This is a genomic window from Veronia pacifica, from assembly GCF_001707825.1.
In the GTDB taxonomy this organism is placed as follows: Bacteria; Pseudomonadota; Gammaproteobacteria; order Enterobacterales; family Vibrionaceae; genus Veronia; species Veronia pacifica.
The window spans coordinates 1-19,843 of the sequence record NZ_LYBM01000050.1; the positions used below are offsets into that span (position 1 = coordinate 1).

Genomic DNA, 19,843 nt, shown 5'->3' on the forward strand with positions numbered 1-19,843 from the left:
CCTGGCGCGATCATTTTGGTCAGCCTGCTGGCCGGATGCGCCTCGCCGACGAGAACGTCCGTCGCCCTGTGCGACCTGACACCGCCGCGCCTGAACTGGTATCAGACCAACAATCCGGATCTGGTGATACTCACCCGTGATGCGCAGACCGCGCTGCTGAACTGGGTGGCAGACACCCGGGATTGCCTGAACAACTAACCACAGAAAGACGGCCTGCCAATGAGGAAAATCATGCCATATCACGCTGAATACAAGCCTGTCACGGTCAGGCCGCCTTTCTGTGGCGTGTTGCCAGAGGCCCATCGCCGCCCCGATGCGGCACAGGAGAAACATCATGACAACCATCACTGATTTTACTGCGCTGTTCCGGGCGATAAAGGACGAACTGACTGCCCGGCTGCCGATGGTCAACAGCGTATCCCTGTTTGACCCCCATTCTTCACCGGAGCCTGCCATCGAGGTGCCGGCGGTGCTGATTGAATTTTCCGGTGCCAGTCCGGGCAAGCCCTACACCGCTGGCCGCCTGCCGTGGCGCTGCCGTTTCCGGCTTCACTGTCTGGTGTCTGCCTCACTCCCAGATGCTGTGCTGTCTGCCAGTAATCTTGGCGCAACGGTCGCCCAGATTGTCGGCTACCGACGGGTTGAAACCGACTGCGGCACCATTCATTCCCGCCAGAACTGGGGACAGGACGGCATCCATCCGGTGGATATCAAAAGGCTGACGATGCGGCCCGGCCTGTTCAGTGACCAGACTGGCGCAGAGGTGGCGTCTGTGGTCATTGAGTTTGAGCAGGACATTCATTTCGGCGACATGCTTGCGAGCCCGCCTGATTTTCTGCCGGAGACCGTGGTGCTGCGCAGTCACAGCCAGACCGGAGTTGATGCATGGACACGCTGATCAGACGGCTGAACGAGCTGGAACGTCGCCTGAATGAAATGGTGATCCGCGGCCGGGTCTGTGACAGCGACCCGGTAGGTCAGCGGCTCAGGGTCAGTTACGGCACTGAGGAGTCGCCGATGATCTCGCCCTGGCTGCCGGTGAAACCGCTGCGCGCCGGACGGGCGATTGTCTGGTGGTGGCCTGAGGTCGACGAGGGCGTCACCGTGGTGTCCCCTGGTGATATCCGCCTCGGCGAGGTGTTACCCGGCAGTTACTGCGAGGACTTCCCGGCTCCCAGTGATGACCCCGATCTGTTGCTGGTTCAGTTTGGTGACGGCTCTGCGATCTCCCATCACAGAGGCGACAGCACACTGACGGTCAACAATCAGGGCGATATTTCACTGACCTGTCAGGGCAGTGTCTCTGCAAGTGTCGAAGGCACTTTGACGGCAACAGTTAAAGGCGCCGCCACGTTGAATGCCGACAGCGGCCTGACCATTAATGGCGATGTGAATATCAACGGAAAACTGGACGTCACAGGCAACATCAAAGGCAGCAAAGATATCGCAGACACGATCCGCTCCATGGCAGCCGACCGTGATATTTACAACAAACATAACCACAGCAAGGCTGTCGGGACACCCGCAGATAACTTGCAATGAGGATCGCCATGAAACAAGGAACCGATGCCCAAAGCGGCAAAACACTCGGCGGTCTGGCGTATCTGCGCCAGCGATTTAATGACGTCATCAACACCCCGCTCGGCGCACTGGTCGGGGCGCGGGATTTTGGCTCGCGCCTGCATGAGCTGGTTGACCGCAATATCGACCCCGGTTTTGAAATGCAGTGCTATATCCGCCTTGCAGAAGCCGTAGCCAGCCCGGCCAACGGTCTTGATGACTTTATCCTGCGCGAAATGCGCGCCAAGCCATCCGGGGACGGCAACGTGCTGATCGACCTTCGCGGCGACTGGCGTTTCGGCGACGCTCCCATTCATCTTGAAGGACTGACACTCTATGCCAGACATTAATATTGCCAGACTGCCCGCGCCACATCTGGTGAAACCGGTCGACTACCGCGACACCGTCGATGCGCTGGCTGATAAAGCCCAGCTGGACAACCTGACCCCTGCCGATCCCGCCTACCGGGTGGCACTGGCGGCGGCTTACCGCGAGATCCTGCTGCGACAGGATGCCAATGAGATGTGCCTTGGTATGACACTGGCGTTTGCCCGCGGTGATGCGCTGGATCTGCTGGCCGAAAACTATTACCGCGACGAGCAGCAGCGGCCGATCACCCGGTTGAAAAATCCACACACCGGCGAGCAGGAAACGGATGATGATTTCAGAACACGTCTGCAATTGTCACCGGAAGGTATTTCGGTGGCCGGGCCTGACGGTGCCTATCACTTTCATGCCCTTGCCAGCGACAGTGACGTCAAGGATGCCTGCGCTTTCGGGCCGCACAGCGACGACTTTCCGACCGCGCCCGGTACCGTCGATCTGGTGGTGCTCAGCCATCAACACAATGGCAAAGCATCTGACGACCTGCTGAATACGGTCGAACAATACCTGTATCCGCGCCGCCCTATGACGGTGAAGCTGAATGTCAGGCAAGCGACCCTGAAAACCTTTGCTATCCAAGCCCGACTGACCCTGACGGCGGTGCCCTCGCCGGATGCCGTGATCAAGGCGGCGTATGCCCGCTGCCAGCAGTATCTGGACGAGCAACACCGGCTGGGCGGTAAGGTGGTGCGCTCCAAAGTGGACTGGGCGCTGCAGGTGCCGGGCGTTGATGAGGTCGAGCTACAAGGATTTAAGGATATCCGCTGTGAACGCCACGCTGCCCCATATTGCACAGGCCTCACGGTGGAGATAGTGACATGAGCATATTGCCCGACAGCAGCAGCGAGTGGGAACACCGCCTCGACACCGCCATTGGTGAGCGTCTGGCAGAGATCGATATCCCGCTGAAAACCCTGTGGGACCCCGGGCATTGCCCACTGGAAGCACTGCCCTTTCTGGCCTGGGCATTATCTGTCGATCACTGGGACGATAAATGGTCAGAGGTGACCCAGCGCAGGGTGGTGGCGAACAGCCTCAATCTGCATCGGATCAAAGGTACCCGACCGGCCATTGAGCGGGCACTGGACGATCTTGGACTTCATGCCGAGCTGGAAGAGTGGTGGCAATGTCAGCCGCAGAAAGCGCCTTATACCTTCCATATAAGAACATGGGTCAACGACAACCGTCCAGCCTCCGGTCCTTTGCTGACACCTGATCTGTACCGCGCCCTGAAAGTGGCGGTGATTAACGCCAAAAATGCGGAGTCTGACTTTAGCTTCGATGTGGGTGTCCGCACCGACGGCGGTGTCACTCTCGCCAATGCCAGTCAAGGCTATGCATGCCGCCATGATATGGCCAGAGCAACACAGGCACCGGGCAGAATGGCAGGCGGTCTGGTCGCGGCCAATGGCGCCCGGCCCCGGACTTACTTACATATTTCGATGACAATGGAGAGACCATGAGCGCACCCCTCAAGCCTCTGATCACCAGCGCGGGCCTGACTGCGCTGTTTAACGGGCAACAAAACGGCCTTAAGGCCGAGATCACCCACATCGCTTTTGGCGACCACGGCCGCACCCCTTCCGCGGGTGAAAAAGCCCTGAAGTCAGAAAAAGCGCGCCATCAGATACTGACCAGTCAGCGTCTTGGTCCCCATACCCTGAACTTTACGGTGCTGGCTGACGGTGACCGCGAGTTCTGGATCCGCGAGGTCGGTTTTTACCTTGCTGATGGCACATTATTCGCAGTCTGGTCATCCACGTCGCCACTGGCTTATAAATCTGCCTCGGTCGACTTTGAGCTGACCTACGACCTATTGCTCGATGCCCTGCCAGCAGACAGCGTGACCATTGTCAGCACCAGTGCCGATCCAAGTGTCGCCCACTGGCTGGGAAATTACGCTGAGCTGACCCATGCATCGGTTAACGCCATGTTGCGCGATATTAAGCAGCAGGATGCAAACCGGGCACTCGACGCGCGTCAGAAGGAAGATGATGAGGAAGTGCATCTGCGCATAACAGGTGTTGTAAACAGCCTGCACCAAGAAGTGAGCAGGCAGGTAAGGGTTAACGAGCAGCACTTATATATCTTATCGGCCAACGCTGAGGCCAATATCAGCAATATGACGAGACAGACCCAGATGTTGTTTCGTGTGATTGATCTGGAGAAGGAGAAGGTTTAATGAGTATCGAGCAACAACTGGCAGAGGTAGTCTCTTCCGCCAACGAACTGACCGAAGAAGTATCGGGGAAAATGGGTCAAATTGACCTGAATATTAAGCAAGCAAAAAAAGATACCCAAACCGCCATTCAGAAATTGAACGAAGGAAATCTTGATTCACTCGTGTTGGTTAAAAACCAGAAAGGGATAGATATCGGAAGCGGGAAAACTTACCAACACTTTGTGTGCTCTTACGCTGGGCAATCTGATAATGGTGATGATGTATGGATGGACTTATTGCATTGGTCCGCTGATTATACTGGTCATGTTGTCGAGATTAAGATTAATTCATACCATCGAGGAGCACACTACGGCACAAGTGGTAGGATTAATGTCCGGTATGCTTCTAGGCCTGGAGAAAAGAACACCGCCACAATAGTCATTAATGAAGAAGCAAGTAATATTGTACCATACTTCAAGATTTTTGATTCCAAGGGAAATGAAGTGATTAGTAATTCCTCAGGGGTTTATGATGTTGATTATATGGATAAAATCACAATAAAAGTGCTCGTGAAACGCTATTTCCAAGTTAATGCTATTGTTACTGCTACCAAAATTTAGAGGTGTATCATGACCGTTGTTTTCGTAGATGACCAAGGTAATATTTACCTCCCTAACTCTGTATCTATTCCTAAAAAATATTCTAGAGTTGAAGTTGATACAGTTCCAGATATTGATTTATGTATTTATAAAAATGGTAAATTTGAAAAGAAATATAATTCATCTGAGATCGAATTAGATCGAAATAAAATCAGTGTTCAAGAAACGTTAGCTGCTAGATATAGAGCATATAAATCTGAATCAGACCCAATATATCTGGAATGGCAATATGACAAAACGCCTGAATCTGAGCAGGTGTGGCGCGATAAAGTTGCTGAAATCAAAGCCCGCTACCCGCTACCGGATACCACGCCAATCAATTAACTAACCGCCTTATCAGGCGGTTTTTTTATCTCTACATATAAACTTACTGAGTGTTTTTCTCAGATATTTTGAAGTGAGGAACTTGTTTCAATGAGTATTGAACAGAAACTGGCAGAGGTAGTGGGCAGCGCGAATGCTCTTACCAAGCAAGTGTCAGGAAAAATTAGTGAAATTGACCGAGAGGTTGATGCTATTAAACAACATGCTCAAACCACGATTAACAATGCAGCTACCAAACTCGGCTACATAGCTATAAACCGGAACGATAAGTTGGTCTCTTATCGCACTTATACACCACCTAAAGGCCATGGCCAAGTGAATAAGTTGCCTATGTGGTGGGGGATACAGCAGAGAGTACTGGATCATTGCCATTTTGAACTAATTCGAGTGTTTTCTGGTGACACACCGGAAGATCGCGATCCTGAAGCTCAAGAGTTACTTGACTACATGAATATCGGGTCTGAAACACTACACTTTTCTGGTTCTTTTCATATTTTGAAAATTACTGTGTTAGATAAAGCCGTTATGGAGGGTGATGGAGCCGATATATATATTGCGGACCAACACTTGAAAGCCAACCCGGCTACTTCATTTTTGCGTTACGTTAAAGTGAATGCTAAAGGCCGTGCTAGCTGGTTGGATGGTGATACAAACGGTAAGTGGTTGCATAAGAGGTTCGTGAACAGCAGTAGTCGCAATGGCAGATATACGCACGTAGATATTAACTTTTATGATGTCGAAGTAGGAGATGAGTTTTTTCTCGCTTTGCCATCGGTTGTACCGGGAGTTTGGCCTGAGGGTAAAAAACATGGTGCGTTATATAATCGATACGATCGGATAAATGATCGTATCACAAATATAGAAGGGCGATTAGGTGACATCGAAGCATAAAAGAGGCGATACAATGGGTAAGAACTTATTGGTTACTCCTGAAGGTTTGATTGACCATGACTGGTACGAAATCAAAATAAGACGTAATGAATTACTAAAAGAAACAGATTGGACGCAAGTAGAAGATGTGCCTCTGAGTGCGGAGCAGCGAGCTGAGTACTCTGAATACCGTAAAGCCTTACGTGATTTACCGCAGACATTTGACGATCCCATAGACATTGTCTGGCCAACCACCCCAACCAATTAACTCACCGCCAACAGGCGGTTTTTTTATCCCTATACCCCGGCAATGGCCGGGTTTTTTATTACCTGACAAGGAGAAACCTGCATGTCCGGAAATTATTTCCACGGTGTTGAGCAGTACTTACTGCGCGATGCCAACCGACCCATCACTGTGCTTGCAGCGTCTGTGATTGGTCTGGTCGCCACAGCCCCTGATGCACAGGGTGCTATTGCGGCCTCATTGACACTGGGGCGCGGTGACAAGGCGCTTGATGTTACTGCCGTCAACACGGGTCCCCGTGGTAACAGTATCAGCCTGGAGCTTGCTGATCCGCTGGCTGCCGGTAAATCACTGACGGTTGACGTGAAAGGCAGTCAAATCAAGGTCACGCTGGCAACCAATGCTGAAAGTGTCATTACCTCTACGGCATCTGAAGTGGCGGCTGCCCTTACTACAGATAACGCAGCAAAAGAGCTGGTGACCGCCAGCGCTGATGGCAAGGGTGTGATGGACTACGCCTACCCGAAAAACCTGTCCGGCGGTGAAGATGAGCCGTTCCCGCTTGATACTCCGGTGCTGGTCACCTCTGAAAAGAAAATTGCCAAAGCGGGTATGAAAGGCACCCTCAAAGCAGCGTTGACTGATATCTACAGTCAGGGCGGCGCGTCAGTGGTTGTGGTGCGTGTGGAAGAAGGCCGTGATGCCACCATAACCAAAGCAAACGTGATTGGTAAGCTAGATATGGAGACCGCAACAATCACTGGCCTGAAAGCACTGGAAAACGCAGAAGGCAAACTGGGTGTGCGTCCGCGCCTGATCATTGCCCCTGAATTCAGCCACCTCGAGGGAGTGGGCGAAGAAGTGGAGCGTGTGGCTAAAAGCCTGAATGCGATGGCAATTATCGATTCTGATCACGATGCGTCGTACAGCCAGGTGGTCAGCCGTGCCCGACAGTTTGCCGAGGCCTATTACCTGCATGGCGGGATTGAGGTGTTTGACCCTGATTTGGCGGCCAATGTAAAACGCCATGCATCAGCAGTTGTTGCGGGTCATATCGTTCGCATCGATAACGAGGAAGGCTACTGGCATTCGCCATCAAATCGCAAGATCTCCGGCATTATCGGCACGGCGGTGGATGTCCCTTATGTGTCCTCCGGTGACGGCGCGGTGAACTGTGTCGCCAACCAACTCAACGCGCAGAATATCACGACTTTGGTTAACAAGCAGGGTGGCTGGCATCTGTGGGGTAACAACCTGACCAGTGGCGTCAAGCTGCCACACCAGCGTATCCGCTATATCGTCGGAGATAGTGTCATGTATGCCCATCAGGATGCGGTTGACCGCAACATTACCAAGAACTATGTCGGATCAGTGACGACCAGAGTCAATGCCTTTATCCGCCGTCTGATGTCGCGTCAGGTGATCAGTGGTGGTGACTGCTGGGCAGAGAAAGAGATCAATATTGCCCACATTGGCACAGGTCAGGTGTTCTTTGACTACGACCTTGGTTTTTACGATGTCGCCGAGCGTGTGACCTTCCGACAGCATGTTAACAACACATATAACGAAGCCATTTTCGGCTAAAGAGGTGAACTATGGCGGGTAATCTGCCTTCTGTCCTGATGGACTTTAACGTTTTAATGAACGACAAATCTTACGCGGGACTGGCCAACAAGCTGACCCTACCGAAAGTAGTGATGAAAACAATCGACGTTGAGGGAGCGGGCATTGCCGGCTCCATGAAGCGTGATACCGGCCGCCTTGAGGCAATGGAAATGAACCTCGATGTATCAGACTGCTCAGACAGCCTGATGTCATTGATTGGCAGCCGAACGACAAGGGACAAGGTTCTGATTCTCCGCGGTGCTGTGGATCAGAACGGTGTCGTGAAAAGCTGTGTCATCGAAGTTGCTGGCTATTGGCGTGAACTCGACCTTGGTGAGTGGGCCGCAGGTGGTCAGGAGTTTATGACCAAGTTCACTGTCGATGTGGAGTATTTCTCTCTTCAACTGGACGACAAACCGCTATTTAAAATCGATAAAATCAATAACGAGTTTATTGGTCCAGATGGCGAGGATCGTAATTTGGCGATCCGTGAGGCGCTCAGCAAGTAACAATTTATTATTTCCTATTTTCCTGCCCGGCATCTTGCCGGGCATTTTTTTGGAGGAGCCATCATGGCAACCGTAAAACTTAGCTTCCCTCTCAAGCGTGGCGAAAAAGCCATTAAAACCCTTGATATCACCAAACCAGATACCGGCAGCCTGCGCGGACTGGAGATCTTTTCCCTGTTGCGGATGGACGTGAATGCCCACCGCCAGCTGTTGCCACGTATCAGCAGCCTGACAGCCAACGAATTTGATGCCCTCGACCCGGTTGATCTGGTCGCGGTGCAAACCGAGGTGGTCGGTTTTTTCACGGGCTGACCTCAGTCCCGGCCGATGTGATGGAAGCCGAGGCTGACATTTTTCTGGTGTTCACCGGTTTCAATCCGGCCGTCACCGGGGCCATGCCGCTCGAGGAACTGATGGACTGGCACCGGATCGCGGTGGCACGTCATCAGATCGCGACAGAGCGAACCAATGCCGGGTAGTCCTCAGGGGCCACCCGGCCTTTTTTTGTTTGTAAGGAAAGAATATGGCTGATATCCCCAGTAATCTTTCGGTGATGATGGAGAGGGCCGACTCCATCACCGCCTCACTCAGCAAACTGCCGGAGATCTTTCGGTCAAACACAACGGCTATCGACAGTCTGGAAAAAGCCCTCAATCGTCTGGCTGATAAAATTGGAAACCACGGGTCTGACGACCTTTCTTCTTCGTCGTCCTCCGAGAAAGTCTCTGGAAAATCGAAAGTAGGTAAAACAGAACGACTCAAAAACCAAATGGGTCAGAGTAAGGAGCAAATCGAGGGGATCACAGGTGCTGCTGTCAAACTTCATCACCAGTACGGTCTCATTGCCAGTGTGCAGGGTAACTTAGGAAGCCTCGGCATCGATGATGCAGGTATCCAATTTATCACCCAAGAAGCGAAGGATTTCTCCAATACTTGGAGTGGCACTTCTCAGAGCGATTTTCTTCAGACCAGTTACCGTATTAAGGACGGTATTGCGGGTCTATCGGACGAAGCGGTTGCTGGTTTTTCCCGTATATCCACTCTGACAGCAGGTGCGACCAATACGTCTGCTGAGCAGATGACACAGCTTTTTACCCAAGCGTATCACACTCATCGTCAGCAATTTGAACAGTTCGGTACCAGCACGGTTAGAGGCTGGGAGAAGTTATCGGCGGCTGAGCGCGACATAAAGTTTGGTGAGTACCTCAGTCAAGGTATCTCAGCCAGTGTTCAGATGCTCTCTGCGAATGGTGAGAAGATGCATGGTGCGCTCTCTGCTCTCGGAGCATCGGCCACTCAGGCAAATGTACCTTTTGCTGAACAACTGGCGATACTGAGCGAGCTACAAAAAAGTGGCAGTTCTGGTGAAGCGGCTGGCAAGCAATATGCATCCTTTGTTGATAATTCATCCCGCATTGGCGAAGCCTTAAAGCTTGAAAGTAGCGGCGAAGGGCCTATTTCAACAACTGAGATAATTGCTCAGCTTCGCGGTAAATATGGCGATAGCCTCGAACAAAACGAACAGGCAGAACTTCTTAATGCACTGGGCAGCAAAATGGGCGGTCCATCCAGTTCAGCCGCGAATGACAGCCTGTCAGTGATCAAGGCGCTCTTATCAGGAGGAGATAATGTAGCCGCTAACACTGAAAAGATGCAAACTGCTCTTCAGCAGGGTATGTCTGTGACCGTGAAGATGGCAGGAGACAACCTGAAAGGCCCCAATGAATCTTTGATGCTAATGCAGCAACGTTTTACTAACCTTGCCGTGGTGTTGGGAGAATCGCTGGCTCCGGTGGTGATGCTGTTTGCTGATCTTTTGGGGCAGGGGGCGATGATGGTGGCTGATCTTGCCGAACGTTTCCCCGTGCTGACCCAGTTTCTCCTCGGTGGTGTAATGGTATTTGCTGCGCTGAAAACGGCGATGCTCGGAGCCCATGCCGTCCAGCTTGGTTACAATTTACTCATGGGGTCGACAACCACCAATGCTGGCCGACTATCTAGCTTTCTGTCCGGACTTGCATTACGTACCAGAGGCATGGCTTTGGCACAGGGGCTCCTCAATGCTGCCACCGTTACCGGGCGAGGGGCCCAGCTAAAGTACCTATATACACTGTCATATTTACGCGTCAGTATCCCTGCAATGCTCGGGTCAATGCGTAAATTATTGTCTTTCACACGTCTGGCCACGTTTGCACAACGGGCACTTAATCTCGTCATGCGTGCCAATCCTATTGGTTTGATCATTGGCGCCATCGGTCTCCTTATTCCCATTGTGACAGTGCTGATTGATAAGTTTGGTGCTCTGGGATCATGGTTCGGTAGTTTTTTTGGCGGCGATGATGAAAAAGAAGTCAACATTTCCAAGAAAACGAAAGTGGAGCAAGTGCAGTCTTCGGTGAATGATGCGGGTGCAGACCATGCAGCCATTGCACAAGCGTCCGGAGCGAGTTCGAAGGCATTGTCAGTAAACCCGGTCACTTTTGATTATATTCCCGACGCTACAGCGTTAACTGATCAACATGGGACGAATTTCACTGCGGCTCATACTAATCTGGCTTATCCGGCCGTTGGGCAACACGCAGCTGCCAATGCGCAGTCTTATTACCCGGTTGCCACCGATGTTCATTCAGCGTTGGCTTCAAAAGGGGCAGACTATCCTGTCGTTAATCAGCCTCCGGTGGTTGCAAATACACAGTCACTGTATCCGGTCGCTGCCAGTATTCATCCAACTGTGGCTGAAAAAGGGTCAGACTATCCGAGAATCGCTGGATTGGAGACAGTAGGTACGTATTCCGGGATGGGCTACCCTGTCGTTAATCAGCCTCAGGTGATTAACGACACACAGTCACTATACCCTGTTGCCGCCGATGTTCATTCAGCGTTGGCTTCAAAAGGGGCAGACTATCCCGTCGTTAATCAGCCTCCGGTGGTTGCAAATACACAGTCAATGTATCCGGTTGCTAACAGTATTCATCCGGCCATGGCTGAAAAAGAGTTGGGCTATCCAATGGCCGTTGGATTGGATATTTCAGGCGGGCAGTCAGGTATCGGCTACCCCGCCACAACGGGTATCCAGCCTGTCGCAACCGGGCTCAGTGCCAATACCGCAGGGCCATCGACTTATTCCTCCAATTATCAAATCCATATTCAGCAGCAACCCGGTGAGCAGGGAGAAGATGTCGCCCAACGGGTGCATCAGGAGCTGGAACGCCGTGAACGAGAGCGGGCCCGCTATGGCCGCGCTGTGCTGTATGACCAGTAAGGAAGAAGTATGAATTCGCAATCGCAGCCTCATGATAATAAGCCGCAATACAATTCGGTGATGATGGCGCTCGGCCAGTTTGAGTTTACGGTGAAAGGCACCCAGTACCAGCAGCTTCGCACCTCGATGGGCTGGCGCTGGGAGAAGCGTGATCGTGATAACCGCCGTCCGGCCCTGCAGTTTAACGGTCCGGACTTAACATCCAAGACGCTGTCAATCAGCGTCTATCCCGAGCAGAAAACAGACCTTGACCGCCTGAGTAAGCTGGAACAAATGGGCAACACAGGCACCCCTATGCGACTGATTGGCGGCACGCCTTCCGGCGGCGCTGATCTGGGGCTATGGGTGATAGAGAAACTTGAGCGCACCGACCAGTTTTTTACCGATAACGGGATCCCACTGGAAGTGAAGGCGAGCTTAACCATTAAGGAGTACGGCGAAGATGAACCGCAGACACAATGATTACCTGACCCTGGCGGGCGATATGCTGGATGCTATTTGTCACGCCGCTTATGGCCCGCGTCCCGGTGCCCTGGAGGCGGTGCTGGCTGACAATCCCGGCCTCGCTGCCTATGGCCCGGTGTTACCTACTAATGTGACAGTGTCACTGCCAGAGCTTGGACCTGCCGAGAGCAGCAGCCAAATCAACCTGTGGGACTGAATCATGGCAAAAACACATTACAAAGTGCTGGCTAACGGCCGGGATATTTCGGCGGTATTGCGCGACAGGCTGGAGCAGTTACTGGTGACAGACCGCGCCGGTCTGGCGGCAGACACCGTGATGTTGGCGCTGGATAACCGTGATGACAAGATTGCGTTTCCGGCCACCGGTGCCGAGCTCGAGATCTGGCTGGGTACCGGAGACCGCCAGTCTTATAAAGGTCTCTATCAGGTGACAGAGCTTGAAATGCCGCTTGAGACCCGCCAGTTGATCATTCACGCCACCGCCGCCCCCTTCCGCGATGCCATCAAATCCCCCCGCTCCCGCACCTATTCCGATATCCGCTTTGGAGATCTGGTCAGTCAGATCGCCGCCGTTCACGGGCTCACCCCTGTGGTGTCCACTGTGTTGGCGAACCGCCATTTTGAGCATATCAACCAGCAGGGCGAGTCTGATCTCAATTTGCTCACCCGCCTCGCTACCCAAATGGGCGCCGTTGCCAAACCCGTGGCAGGACGCTTGCTGGTGACTCCTCGTGGCACCGGACAAAGTGCCAGCGGCAAGGCGATGCCCGAACACCGGATTGATGATCCGGCCCACTCCCGGGGCACCTTGCGGATCGCTGAGCGCAGTGAATACCGCGCGGTCGCCGGACGCTGGTTTGACGAAAAAAGTCAACGCTGGAAACAGGAAGTAGCCGGTGAGGGGGAGCCGTTACTGGTACTGAAAACAGGCTTCCGCTCCGGTGAGGACGCCGCCGAGGCAGCCAGCAGTGAGCTGACCCTGTTACAGCGGGCACGGCGTCACTTGTCTCTTGAACGTCCCCTGAATCCGGCGCTGGCAGCAGAAGCCCGGGTGCGGATCAGCGGTCATCGAGCGGCGGCCAACGGGCAGTGGATCATTGCCGAGGCAACCCACATGATCACCGCCGGAGGCGTTGCCACCACGCGTCTCCAGCTCTATGAGGCTCGATGATATCCACAATACTGGGCGGCCCAAGACACGAAATGTTGGCATCACTCTTCTTTTACTGTATAAATATACAGTAGTTAGACAGGGGTATTTATGACAACGGTTTTTGATGACGGAACAGCCCGGGGCACACTGGAAAACCTGGCGAGTTTGCTGAATTTTCTGGCGGCCTCGGCAGCAAACGAAGATATCTGTGATCCCGGCCTGCATTTGGCGATCCTTCAGGCCAGCGTACTGGCACAGCACCTCAATGAACAGGCAATTTTTCAGGAACAGGCCTGACAGGACAATCTCGCAGAGCAAAAAAGGAAAAAAACAGACAGAACAAAGAGGAGCCGAGACAGACACTACACCCGACCTGTTTTATCCGGTATGGCAACCGGGCAGGAAGGACGTTATCAACCCTGGCCTGAAAGCAAAAACCCCGCCTGGCAGCGGGGTTTAATATCATTCGTGATGCCCGTTAGAATTCCATGTTTGGCGACATGGAAAAAGCACCAAAAACTAGTCACTGCTGATTCTACGCATTGCGTTCGATAGCTGCAAGCCGATTGAGTAAAAATCGAACACTATGAGCAATCAAGGCGCCGGGCAACTCCGGCGCAGGGCTTATCAGCCCTATTCCCGTGAAGAACAACGGCGCTGGGCAGCGGCGATGGCAGAAGACAATGCCAGCCATCTGTCGGCGTGTCTGGGCTTTACTGTCAGTCCCCGGTTACCTTTTGTGCTGCTACAGGCCGCCCGCAGCGTGGTGGACAGCATGGCAGACCGCAGCCGTCTCGGGGTGCGTATCTGTCAGCGTGCCGATCATTACTGTAACGTGGCCAGAGTGCTGGCGACCGCTATTCTGCATTATGATCTGGCCGCCAATCTGGTCGCGGTGCGTGACAGCGCCGGGGTACTGAAACGCTGTGAAAACAGCCTGTTCGCCCAGCTTCTCAACATGCCTCCCCGCACTGTGGACAACGCCATCTACTCCCTCAAACGCAGCGGCCTTTACCTGTCGGTTGAGCAGCGCACCGTGAGCCGAGAACAGCCTGCCGCCGTGCGCGGGAGCGCCTCGATTAAACGTCTCAATATGTATCTGTTCGACCTGCTCGGTCTTGGCCGCTGGGCCAGTGTGCAGCGCAACAAGGCCCGTCAGCGTGTCGAACACAAACGTTTGTCTTCCCGTCAGGGATCGCCGTCGCTGGAAAGCTATCGCCGCACCGATGACAGCCTGCGTGCCAAGCGAAACCGGCAGCGGGAGCAGGCACGGCTGAGACGTTTGTCTGAGCACTCTTCTGAGCGGCCTGTCGAACATTTTGGCAACAAGATAAACAGCGCAGGCAGGCTGTCACTGACGGCTATTCGCGCCTTGCTGAATTTGCCCCTGCCCGACACGCCGGACTGAGTCCCTCTTCCTTTTTGATGCCGCTTCACTGCGGCGTTTTTCGTGCCCGTTTCCCAGACCCCTGCCCCTTCGCCATATCAGACGGCAAAACGCCTCTCTGTAAGGCTTCTCTTCTTGCGATCCCCGATTGAAATGAAAACCTGATTCATATTTTTTTCTTGTGATAATAAGTTACTTACACCCTAACTGGCGTGAGATATGACTAATAACTGGCGCACATTCCCCCAAATAAAAAGAAACAACATACAGGGCAAAAGATCTTTTTTTTTTTTTTGAGTGTTTTTTTTAAAAGCCATTCGGTGTCACCGCAGGGGCCTTTAGTCTGACGACTGTCTGGCCGCGGTGTGGCGGAAAGCAAGCGGGACCGCCCGGCCTACTGACATGCTTGAAACTGCCTAATAAGACCGGACAGGCGCTGCGCGCGCCTTGCACAAGGAAGGCGCAGGGGTGGAAGAGATGGGAAAACGGCCTATGCCGGGGTGACTGCTGTTGCCTGTTTTATCTTTTTCAACTGCGTGATGTAGTTGCTCAGGTCGTGATCATCGCCAAGCGTCCATACCTCGCCAAAGGTGATATCAAACTCTTCATTGACGTGCTGGTAGTCATAGGAAAAGGTGTCTTTGAGTGGAACTTTTGGCACCAGTTCATGACTGTTGACCACCCGCCAAGACTGCTCAATCTGCGCGTTATAATAATCGGCAAACTCCGGCGACCCGACGCGGGGACCGGCGAAGGTATAAAGCACAGGATGGGTCTGCGCCGTGTTGGCCGCGATATCTATGATATTCAGCACTGCGACGGCTGCGCCCAGACTGTGGCCGGTGACGTACAGCTTGCCCGTGATCACTTTTTTGCTGAGGTATTCCCGCACCACCTGCTGCGGTGAGGCCGCCGGTGTTCCCGTGTACACCTGATAAAATCCTTCCTCCACCTTGAGATCGCCGGGCAGATAATCGCAGCGGGTCTGCGGAACGTTAAGATCGTCCAGCCACTCCTCTGCCGTCTGGGTACCCCGCCAGCAGACGTACACATTGTCCCCTTTTGTGGCAATAAATCCGATGGGCACCTCGACCTCGCCGTCTTGCTCTTCTGCCATCATGACCTTTTTGATGTGATAGCCCTGTGGTTTTTGCCAGGTCTGACCGTTTTGAAAGGCCTCAAGCTGAAGATAGGTCTGTTCACTGAGGGCGGCGAGCTCCAGCGCCACTTCGATGTTACATCCTGCAGGTATGTCCACGGTTTCTCCTTACTCAGCGGGTTAGTAGTGCGCGGCATGTTCGGGCCAAAAGGCCTATCTGCTTCCTGCCGCTGTTCACCGTTCAACCTATCAGCACCGGAAAGGAAAACGTATGAAAGCGGTGTCAGGCGCGAGTGAGATCATGACCGCGACCGGCAGAGATGTCGGAAAGTGATGAAAATTATGGGTTTATGACAGCGAAAGGAAGAAATTACCCTAGCCTTTTGCACGTCGCTATACCTGTTTGTTGCACGTGAATATGCCTGTTTGTTGCGCGCTTATGCCCTTTTTTGTCTGTAAGATAGTTTAAGCATCGCTGCCGTGATCACACGTAAAATGCACTTTTAAGTCCTTTATAGTGGATATTTTAATGCTGTGATTCAGAAATCTTATTTAAAGTGAGCTATAATGGACTTTATAAGGATAATGAGCGGATTTGATGTTTAAAGTGAAATATAAGGCACTTAATTATGGGGAAAGGTAAAGCGGTCTTGCCATCTAGGATGCCTGATCTCAATGCTTCCTTCTCAATGGCCCTGTTGGGTAAGGCCATCAGGGCAGGACGGACAGCTCGCGGCTGGAAGCAGGACGAGCTGGCGGCGCGCATTGGCGTGTCCAAGAAAACCATTATGAAAATTGAAGGTGGCGATGCCAACGTGACCTTCATTCACATCATCAAACTGCTCGATATTCTCGGCCTTCATCTCACCCTCGCACACACCTTCAACGCTGAGGGGTCTGTGCGGTCAACCGACTCTGTGGAGGAACAAGATGGCTGGTTCGAGTAAGCGGCATCAGCTGGACATCATCGCCGGTACGCAGGTAAACGTCGGCACCCTGTCCCTGCCTGTTGGTACCGCCAATGATTTTACCCTCGATTATGACCCGGAATGGGCGCGCAAGGGGTTTCCCATCTCCCCTCACCTGCCGCTTGAAGGCGGCGCGACATCGCGCAGCATCAATAACTTTCTTCGCAACCTGTTCCCTGAGGGGGCGGCTTTCGATGAGATGGTGTCGAATACCACGATCAGCAAAGGCAATACCTACGCGCTTATCAAACAACTTGGCGCGGAAACCTCGGGCCTGCTCTCGTTTCGTTCAGCGGAAAGTGATGTACCCGCCACCGGCTTTCGCGAGGTGCCTGACCATGAGCTGGTAGAAAGGCTGGAGCGTGACAACGCCCCGCTGGTGTTCTGGGACGGAAAGGTAAGGCTTTCCGTTGCAGGCGTGCAGGACAAACTCAACCTGCTCCACCGAGAGGGGAAATGGGGGTTTGGGGAAGGCGCGTTGTGCTCGACCCACATCATGAAGTTTGAAACCGGAAAAGTGCCCTGTATCGCCATCAATGAATATTTTTGTATGCGCCTTGCCAGCACAGTCGGTATTGAGGCCGCCAAGGTTGAGCTGGCGACCTTTGGTACTACCCGCACCCTGGTCATTGAGCGGTTTGACCGCCGTTACCTAGCAGACAGGGATATCGTTATCCGCTCACACCTCATTGATGGCTGTCAGGCAACCGATTTACCTCCCGAATACAAATACGAAAGGCAGCACGGCGACGCAGGAGAAGGAAAATACATCCGAGACGGCGTGTCCTTCCCCAAACTTTTTAAGGTCGAGACGACAGACAATGCCGATACCCGAATGAGATTGCTCCGCTGGATGGCGTTCAATCTGGCAATATTCAACTACGATGCCCACGGCAAGAATGTCAGCTTCTTTGTCAAACGTTCTGGTCTCGCACTGGCGCCGTTCTACGATCTTGTCAATATTGAGGCGCTGGCCCGGCAGGGAGCGATGAGAAATGGCGAAAAGGCAGGACGAGATCTGAGTATCCCGCGGGTTTTCGCGATGTCGATAGGAGACTGGCCGTCAGATAACGAGGCCACCGCAGGGAATTTCGAGCCTCCCATCACCGCCTATCACCTGGCTGATTTCGCCAGGGAAACAGGGTTTCGACCTGCACAGCTAAGCGCAGTGGTGGGTGATACTGCCCGCCTTATTCACTCTGCAGTCAAGGCGGTCAAGGATGAGGTCATCGCTCTGGCCATCAACGATGAAGAAAGCGAGCACATTGCAATGTGTGCCGATTTGATAACCACTGAGTGCAACAGACTGATAGAAGAAGCTGGGCTGATAGAGGAAATGACCGCGCTTCTTTAACGTTGGCTACGGCATTTAGTTTTGGCCAAGGTATTTAATGTCAAAGCAGCTGCACGGTACCATCGTCTTTGATGCCGTTTTTTATTGACGAGCGACTTTGTCTTTGTAGCGGTTTTTATTTGTATGTATCTCTAACTAATAAGTTATAATGCACTATAACTTTTATCAATGTAATTAATATATTTAAAATGGCAACGCACTAAACAAAACCGAGAACATACATGCAATGAGGGTAAAACAGCACTTAAACTTACAGGTTTGAAGGCACATTACGGTTAGTGACAATGTCACATTACAAAAACGATGAGAGTAGAAGGATAACCCGCCTGAAGTGTTAACAGGGCTTGTTATGTCGGCCAGTTCCGCTGCATTGATGGCTAAAGGTTACCTCTTTTTCTGCTGCCAGTATGGCATTCCTGTTACAAGTCACATTTTTTTCCGTACAGACGCTTATTTAAAGAAAAATGTGTAACCTTAATAGGCTTATCAAGAGGTGTTTCGCAGCGAATTAACGCTGATAAAGAAAAACCTGTGACTTTTAGAGGAAAGGAAAGAAAAAAACGTCCTGTTGGCGCTGCTCTGGAGCCAGAATTCATAGGCCTCGATATTTATAAAGAAAAAATAGTGACCGTTAAAAGAAAAAAGGGATCAGGTAAAAGAAAAATAGGTGACCACTAAAAGAAAAATATGATCTATTATCAGAAATAAAGGATCAGTTAAAAGAAAAACCCGTTACCTAAATCGTATTAAGTTATTGAATTTAAAGTTTTTATATTGGCTTATATACTTTATAGATCTTTATAGATCATATAAAGATCCATATAGTGTTATATACCGTGTGGATAAGTCGATAAATCAAAGATTTACCCACTTCCCCACATCGACAATCATCATTTTTTCTTTTTGAATAACATTTGAAGAAGCCTTTGCTGCAAACAGATATGCGAAATATCTGCCTTATAGAGACAGCTTACAGATAAAGCCTAAGCAAAAGAGGTTTTTTGTTCTCCCTGCCCATGACTTATCGGGGACTAGGTGAAAGTTAAAATAATCCCTTACCAATCTCATACACTTTAGATTGCACCGCAGCTTTAAGCGCCTTTGGCGTCGTGTTGTGGTTACCGGTATTAAATGGTGGCTGTGGATCGTACTCTAATAACAGTTCCAAGGCCTGCGCTCGCCCTTTGCCTGCAAATTCAGCAACCAGTGTAAACGCAAAATCAAGACCCGATGTCACTCCCCCGCCGCTAATACGATTACGATCTTTTACAACACGTTGATTGACGTGAGTGACTTTAGGATATTTTTTCAGCGCATCAGCATAAGCCCAATGAACTGCAGTTTGATAGCCATCCAGTAGACCAGTCTCTGCCAGGATCAGTGATCCGGTGCATACCGATGTGACATATTTTGCTTTGTCACCAATTTCACGTAATCGCGAGATCACTTCAACATCTTTGATCTGTTCGATGGGATTAGCACTACCAGGCACGATGAGTACATCGATATTTGGACAATCAGCAAAGCCATAGTGAGGTAACAAATCAACGTGTGCATCTGATGGCAGTGGCTTGGCGTGTTTTGCAAAAGTGAAAACATTGAACTGTCTGCTCACCGCGAGCACTTGTAATGGTCCATAAGCATCCAGCATGGTCATATTTGGGTAGAGGAAAATACCAATACTGAGCTTATTTGGGTCGATGTTGATACCACGACCATGGGTTTCTGCTGCTGCTGTCGCTGATAACCCTGCGGCACCAGTGGCAGCAGCAACACAAATGGACTGTTTGATAAACTGACGACGTTGTGGTGATATTTTCATAGTAACTCCGGCTGCTT

Annotated in this window: 25 protein-coding genes; 22 read left to right on the forward strand and 3 right to left on the reverse strand. The window is 51.8% G+C overall.

All coding sequences use genetic code 11. The features are described from left to right. Positions 1-336 (reverse strand): hypothetical protein (locus A8L45_RS19635; RefSeq protein ID WP_139122427.1); only part of this gene is annotated, 336 nt, incomplete at its 3' end. Between A8L45_RS19635 and A8L45_RS19640 the strand changes: the two genes are divergently transcribed. The 20 genes from A8L45_RS19640 (at position 335) to A8L45_RS19730 (ending at position 14,604) form a co-directional block, all read left to right on the forward strand. Beyond that, entirely contained in the window at positions 335-898 is a 564-nt protein-coding gene (locus A8L45_RS19640; protein ID WP_068905058.1) for a hypothetical protein, read from the forward strand. The genes A8L45_RS19635 and A8L45_RS19640 overlap by 2 nt on opposite strands. Further along, complete coding sequence (locus tag A8L45_RS19645) at positions 886-1,542, forward strand: phage baseplate assembly protein V (protein ID WP_068905059.1); 657 nt, start codon at positions 886-888, stop codon at positions 1,540-1,542. The genes A8L45_RS19640 and A8L45_RS19645 overlap by 13 nt, the downstream gene beginning before the upstream one ends. A gap of 8 nt (positions 1,543-1,550) precedes the next feature. Then, the gene (locus tag A8L45_RS19650) at positions 1,551-1,910 is read left to right on the forward strand and encodes a GPW/gp25 family protein (protein ID WP_068905060.1); all 360 of its coding nucleotides are present in this window, start codon (positions 1,551-1,553) and stop codon (positions 1,908-1,910) included. Next, on the forward strand, positions 1,897-2,766 hold the full coding sequence (locus A8L45_RS19655; protein ID WP_068905061.1) for a baseplate assembly protein: 870 nt from the start codon (positions 1,897-1,899) through the stop codon (positions 2,764-2,766). The genes A8L45_RS19650 and A8L45_RS19655 overlap by 14 nt, the downstream gene beginning before the upstream one ends. Beyond that, the gene (locus A8L45_RS19660) at positions 2,763-3,407 is read left to right on the forward strand and encodes a phage tail protein I (protein ID WP_068905062.1); all 645 of its coding nucleotides are present in this window, start codon (positions 2,763-2,765) and stop codon (positions 3,405-3,407) included. The genes A8L45_RS19655 and A8L45_RS19660 overlap by 4 nt, the downstream gene beginning before the upstream one ends. Further along, a complete protein-coding gene (locus A8L45_RS19665) occupies positions 3,404-4,126 on the forward strand; it encodes a phage tail-collar fiber domain-containing protein (RefSeq protein ID WP_068905063.1) in 723 nt (240 codons plus the stop codon). The genes A8L45_RS19660 and A8L45_RS19665 overlap by 4 nt, the downstream gene beginning before the upstream one ends. Next, complete coding sequence (locus A8L45_RS19670) at positions 4,126-4,725, forward strand: hypothetical protein (RefSeq protein WP_068905064.1); 600 nt, start codon at positions 4,126-4,128, stop codon at positions 4,723-4,725. Before A8L45_RS19665 ends, A8L45_RS19670 begins: the two co-directional genes overlap by 1 nt. Positions 4,726-4,734: 9 nt before the next feature. Beyond that, on the forward strand, positions 4,735-5,088 hold the full coding sequence (locus A8L45_RS19675; protein WP_083228428.1) for a hypothetical protein: 354 nt from the start codon (positions 4,735-4,737) through the stop codon (positions 5,086-5,088). Positions 5,089-5,178: 90 nt separating this feature from the next. Beyond that, a complete protein-coding gene (locus A8L45_RS19680; RefSeq protein ID WP_068905065.1) occupies positions 5,179-5,979 on the forward strand; it encodes a hypothetical protein in 801 nt (266 codons plus the stop codon). 13 nt (positions 5,980-5,992) lie between these two features. Further along, positions 5,993-6,226, forward strand: coding sequence for a tail fiber assembly protein (locus A8L45_RS19685; RefSeq protein ID WP_068905066.1), 234 nt, complete (start codon positions 5,993-5,995; stop codon positions 6,224-6,226). A gap of 81 nt (positions 6,227-6,307) precedes the next feature. After that, the gene (locus A8L45_RS19690; RefSeq protein WP_068905067.1) at positions 6,308-7,786 is read left to right on the forward strand and encodes a phage tail sheath subtilisin-like domain-containing protein; all 1,479 of its coding nucleotides are present in this window, start codon (positions 6,308-6,310) and stop codon (positions 7,784-7,786) included. 11 nt (positions 7,787-7,797) lie between these two features. Next, positions 7,798-8,316 carry a phage major tail tube protein gene (locus tag A8L45_RS19695; protein WP_068905068.1) on the forward strand — a complete coding sequence of 173 codons (519 nt, stop codon included), beginning with the start codon at positions 7,798-7,800 and terminating at the stop codon, positions 8,314-8,316. Between the two features lie 63 nt (positions 8,317-8,379). Continuing rightward, positions 8,380-8,628 (forward strand): phage tail assembly protein, encoded by a 249-nt coding sequence (locus A8L45_RS19700; protein ID WP_068905069.1) that lies wholly within the window; start codon positions 8,380-8,382, stop codon positions 8,626-8,628. A gap of 20 nt (positions 8,629-8,648) precedes the next feature. Next, on the forward strand, positions 8,649-8,795 hold the full coding sequence (locus A8L45_RS23940) for a GpE family phage tail protein (RefSeq protein WP_083228429.1): 147 nt from the start codon (positions 8,649-8,651) through the stop codon (positions 8,793-8,795). A 44-nt stretch (positions 8,796-8,839) separates the two neighbouring features. Continuing rightward, the gene (locus A8L45_RS19705) at positions 8,840-11,578 is read left to right on the forward strand and encodes a phage tail tape measure protein (RefSeq protein ID WP_068905070.1); all 2,739 of its coding nucleotides are present in this window, start codon (positions 8,840-8,842) and stop codon (positions 11,576-11,578) included. Between the two features lie 9 nt (positions 11,579-11,587). Next, a complete protein-coding gene (locus A8L45_RS19710) occupies positions 11,588-12,040 on the forward strand; it encodes a phage tail protein (RefSeq protein WP_068905071.1) in 453 nt (150 codons plus the stop codon). Beyond that, positions 12,021-12,239: a tail protein X gene (locus tag A8L45_RS19715; protein ID WP_068905072.1), complete on the forward strand. Its 219-nt coding sequence runs from the start codon at positions 12,021-12,023 to the stop codon at positions 12,237-12,239. Before A8L45_RS19710 ends, A8L45_RS19715 begins: the two co-directional genes overlap by 20 nt. A 3-nt stretch (positions 12,240-12,242) precedes the next feature. Beyond that, complete coding sequence (locus tag A8L45_RS19720) at positions 12,243-13,214, forward strand: phage late control D family protein (protein ID WP_068905073.1); 972 nt, start codon at positions 12,243-12,245, stop codon at positions 13,212-13,214. 90 nt (positions 13,215-13,304) lie between these two features. Continuing rightward, positions 13,305-13,493, forward strand: a complete 189-nt coding sequence (locus A8L45_RS19725; protein ID WP_068905074.1) for a hypothetical protein — start codon at positions 13,305-13,307, stop codon at positions 13,491-13,493. A 289-nt stretch (positions 13,494-13,782) separates the two neighbouring features. After that, positions 13,783-14,604 (forward strand): hypothetical protein, encoded by an 822-nt coding sequence (locus A8L45_RS19730; protein ID WP_068905075.1) that lies wholly within the window; start codon positions 13,783-13,785, stop codon positions 14,602-14,604. 469 nt (positions 14,605-15,073) lie between these two features. Here the strand turns inward: A8L45_RS19730 and A8L45_RS19735 are convergent, their stop codons facing one another. Next, positions 15,074-15,841 carry a lipase family protein gene (locus tag A8L45_RS19735; RefSeq protein ID WP_068905076.1) on the reverse strand — a complete coding sequence of 256 codons (768 nt, stop codon included), beginning with the start codon at positions 15,839-15,841 and terminating at the stop codon, positions 15,074-15,076. A 491-nt stretch (positions 15,842-16,332) separates the two neighbouring features. Here A8L45_RS19735 and A8L45_RS19740 point away from each other — a divergent pair, with 491 nt between their 5' ends. Next, a complete protein-coding gene (locus A8L45_RS19740; RefSeq protein ID WP_245680775.1) occupies positions 16,333-16,629 on the forward strand; it encodes a helix-turn-helix domain-containing protein in 297 nt (98 codons plus the stop codon). Further along, complete coding sequence (locus A8L45_RS19745) at positions 16,613-18,004, forward strand: HipA domain-containing protein (protein WP_068905077.1); 1,392 nt, start codon at positions 16,613-16,615, stop codon at positions 18,002-18,004. The genes A8L45_RS19740 and A8L45_RS19745 overlap by 17 nt, the downstream gene beginning before the upstream one ends. A 1,042-nt stretch (positions 18,005-19,046) precedes the next feature. Here A8L45_RS19745 and A8L45_RS19750 read toward each other — a convergent pair. After that, positions 19,047-19,826 (reverse strand): DJ-1/PfpI family protein, encoded by a 780-nt coding sequence (locus A8L45_RS19750; RefSeq protein ID WP_083228434.1) that lies wholly within the window; start codon positions 19,824-19,826, stop codon positions 19,047-19,049. Positions 19,827-19,843 lie beyond the last annotated feature (17 nt).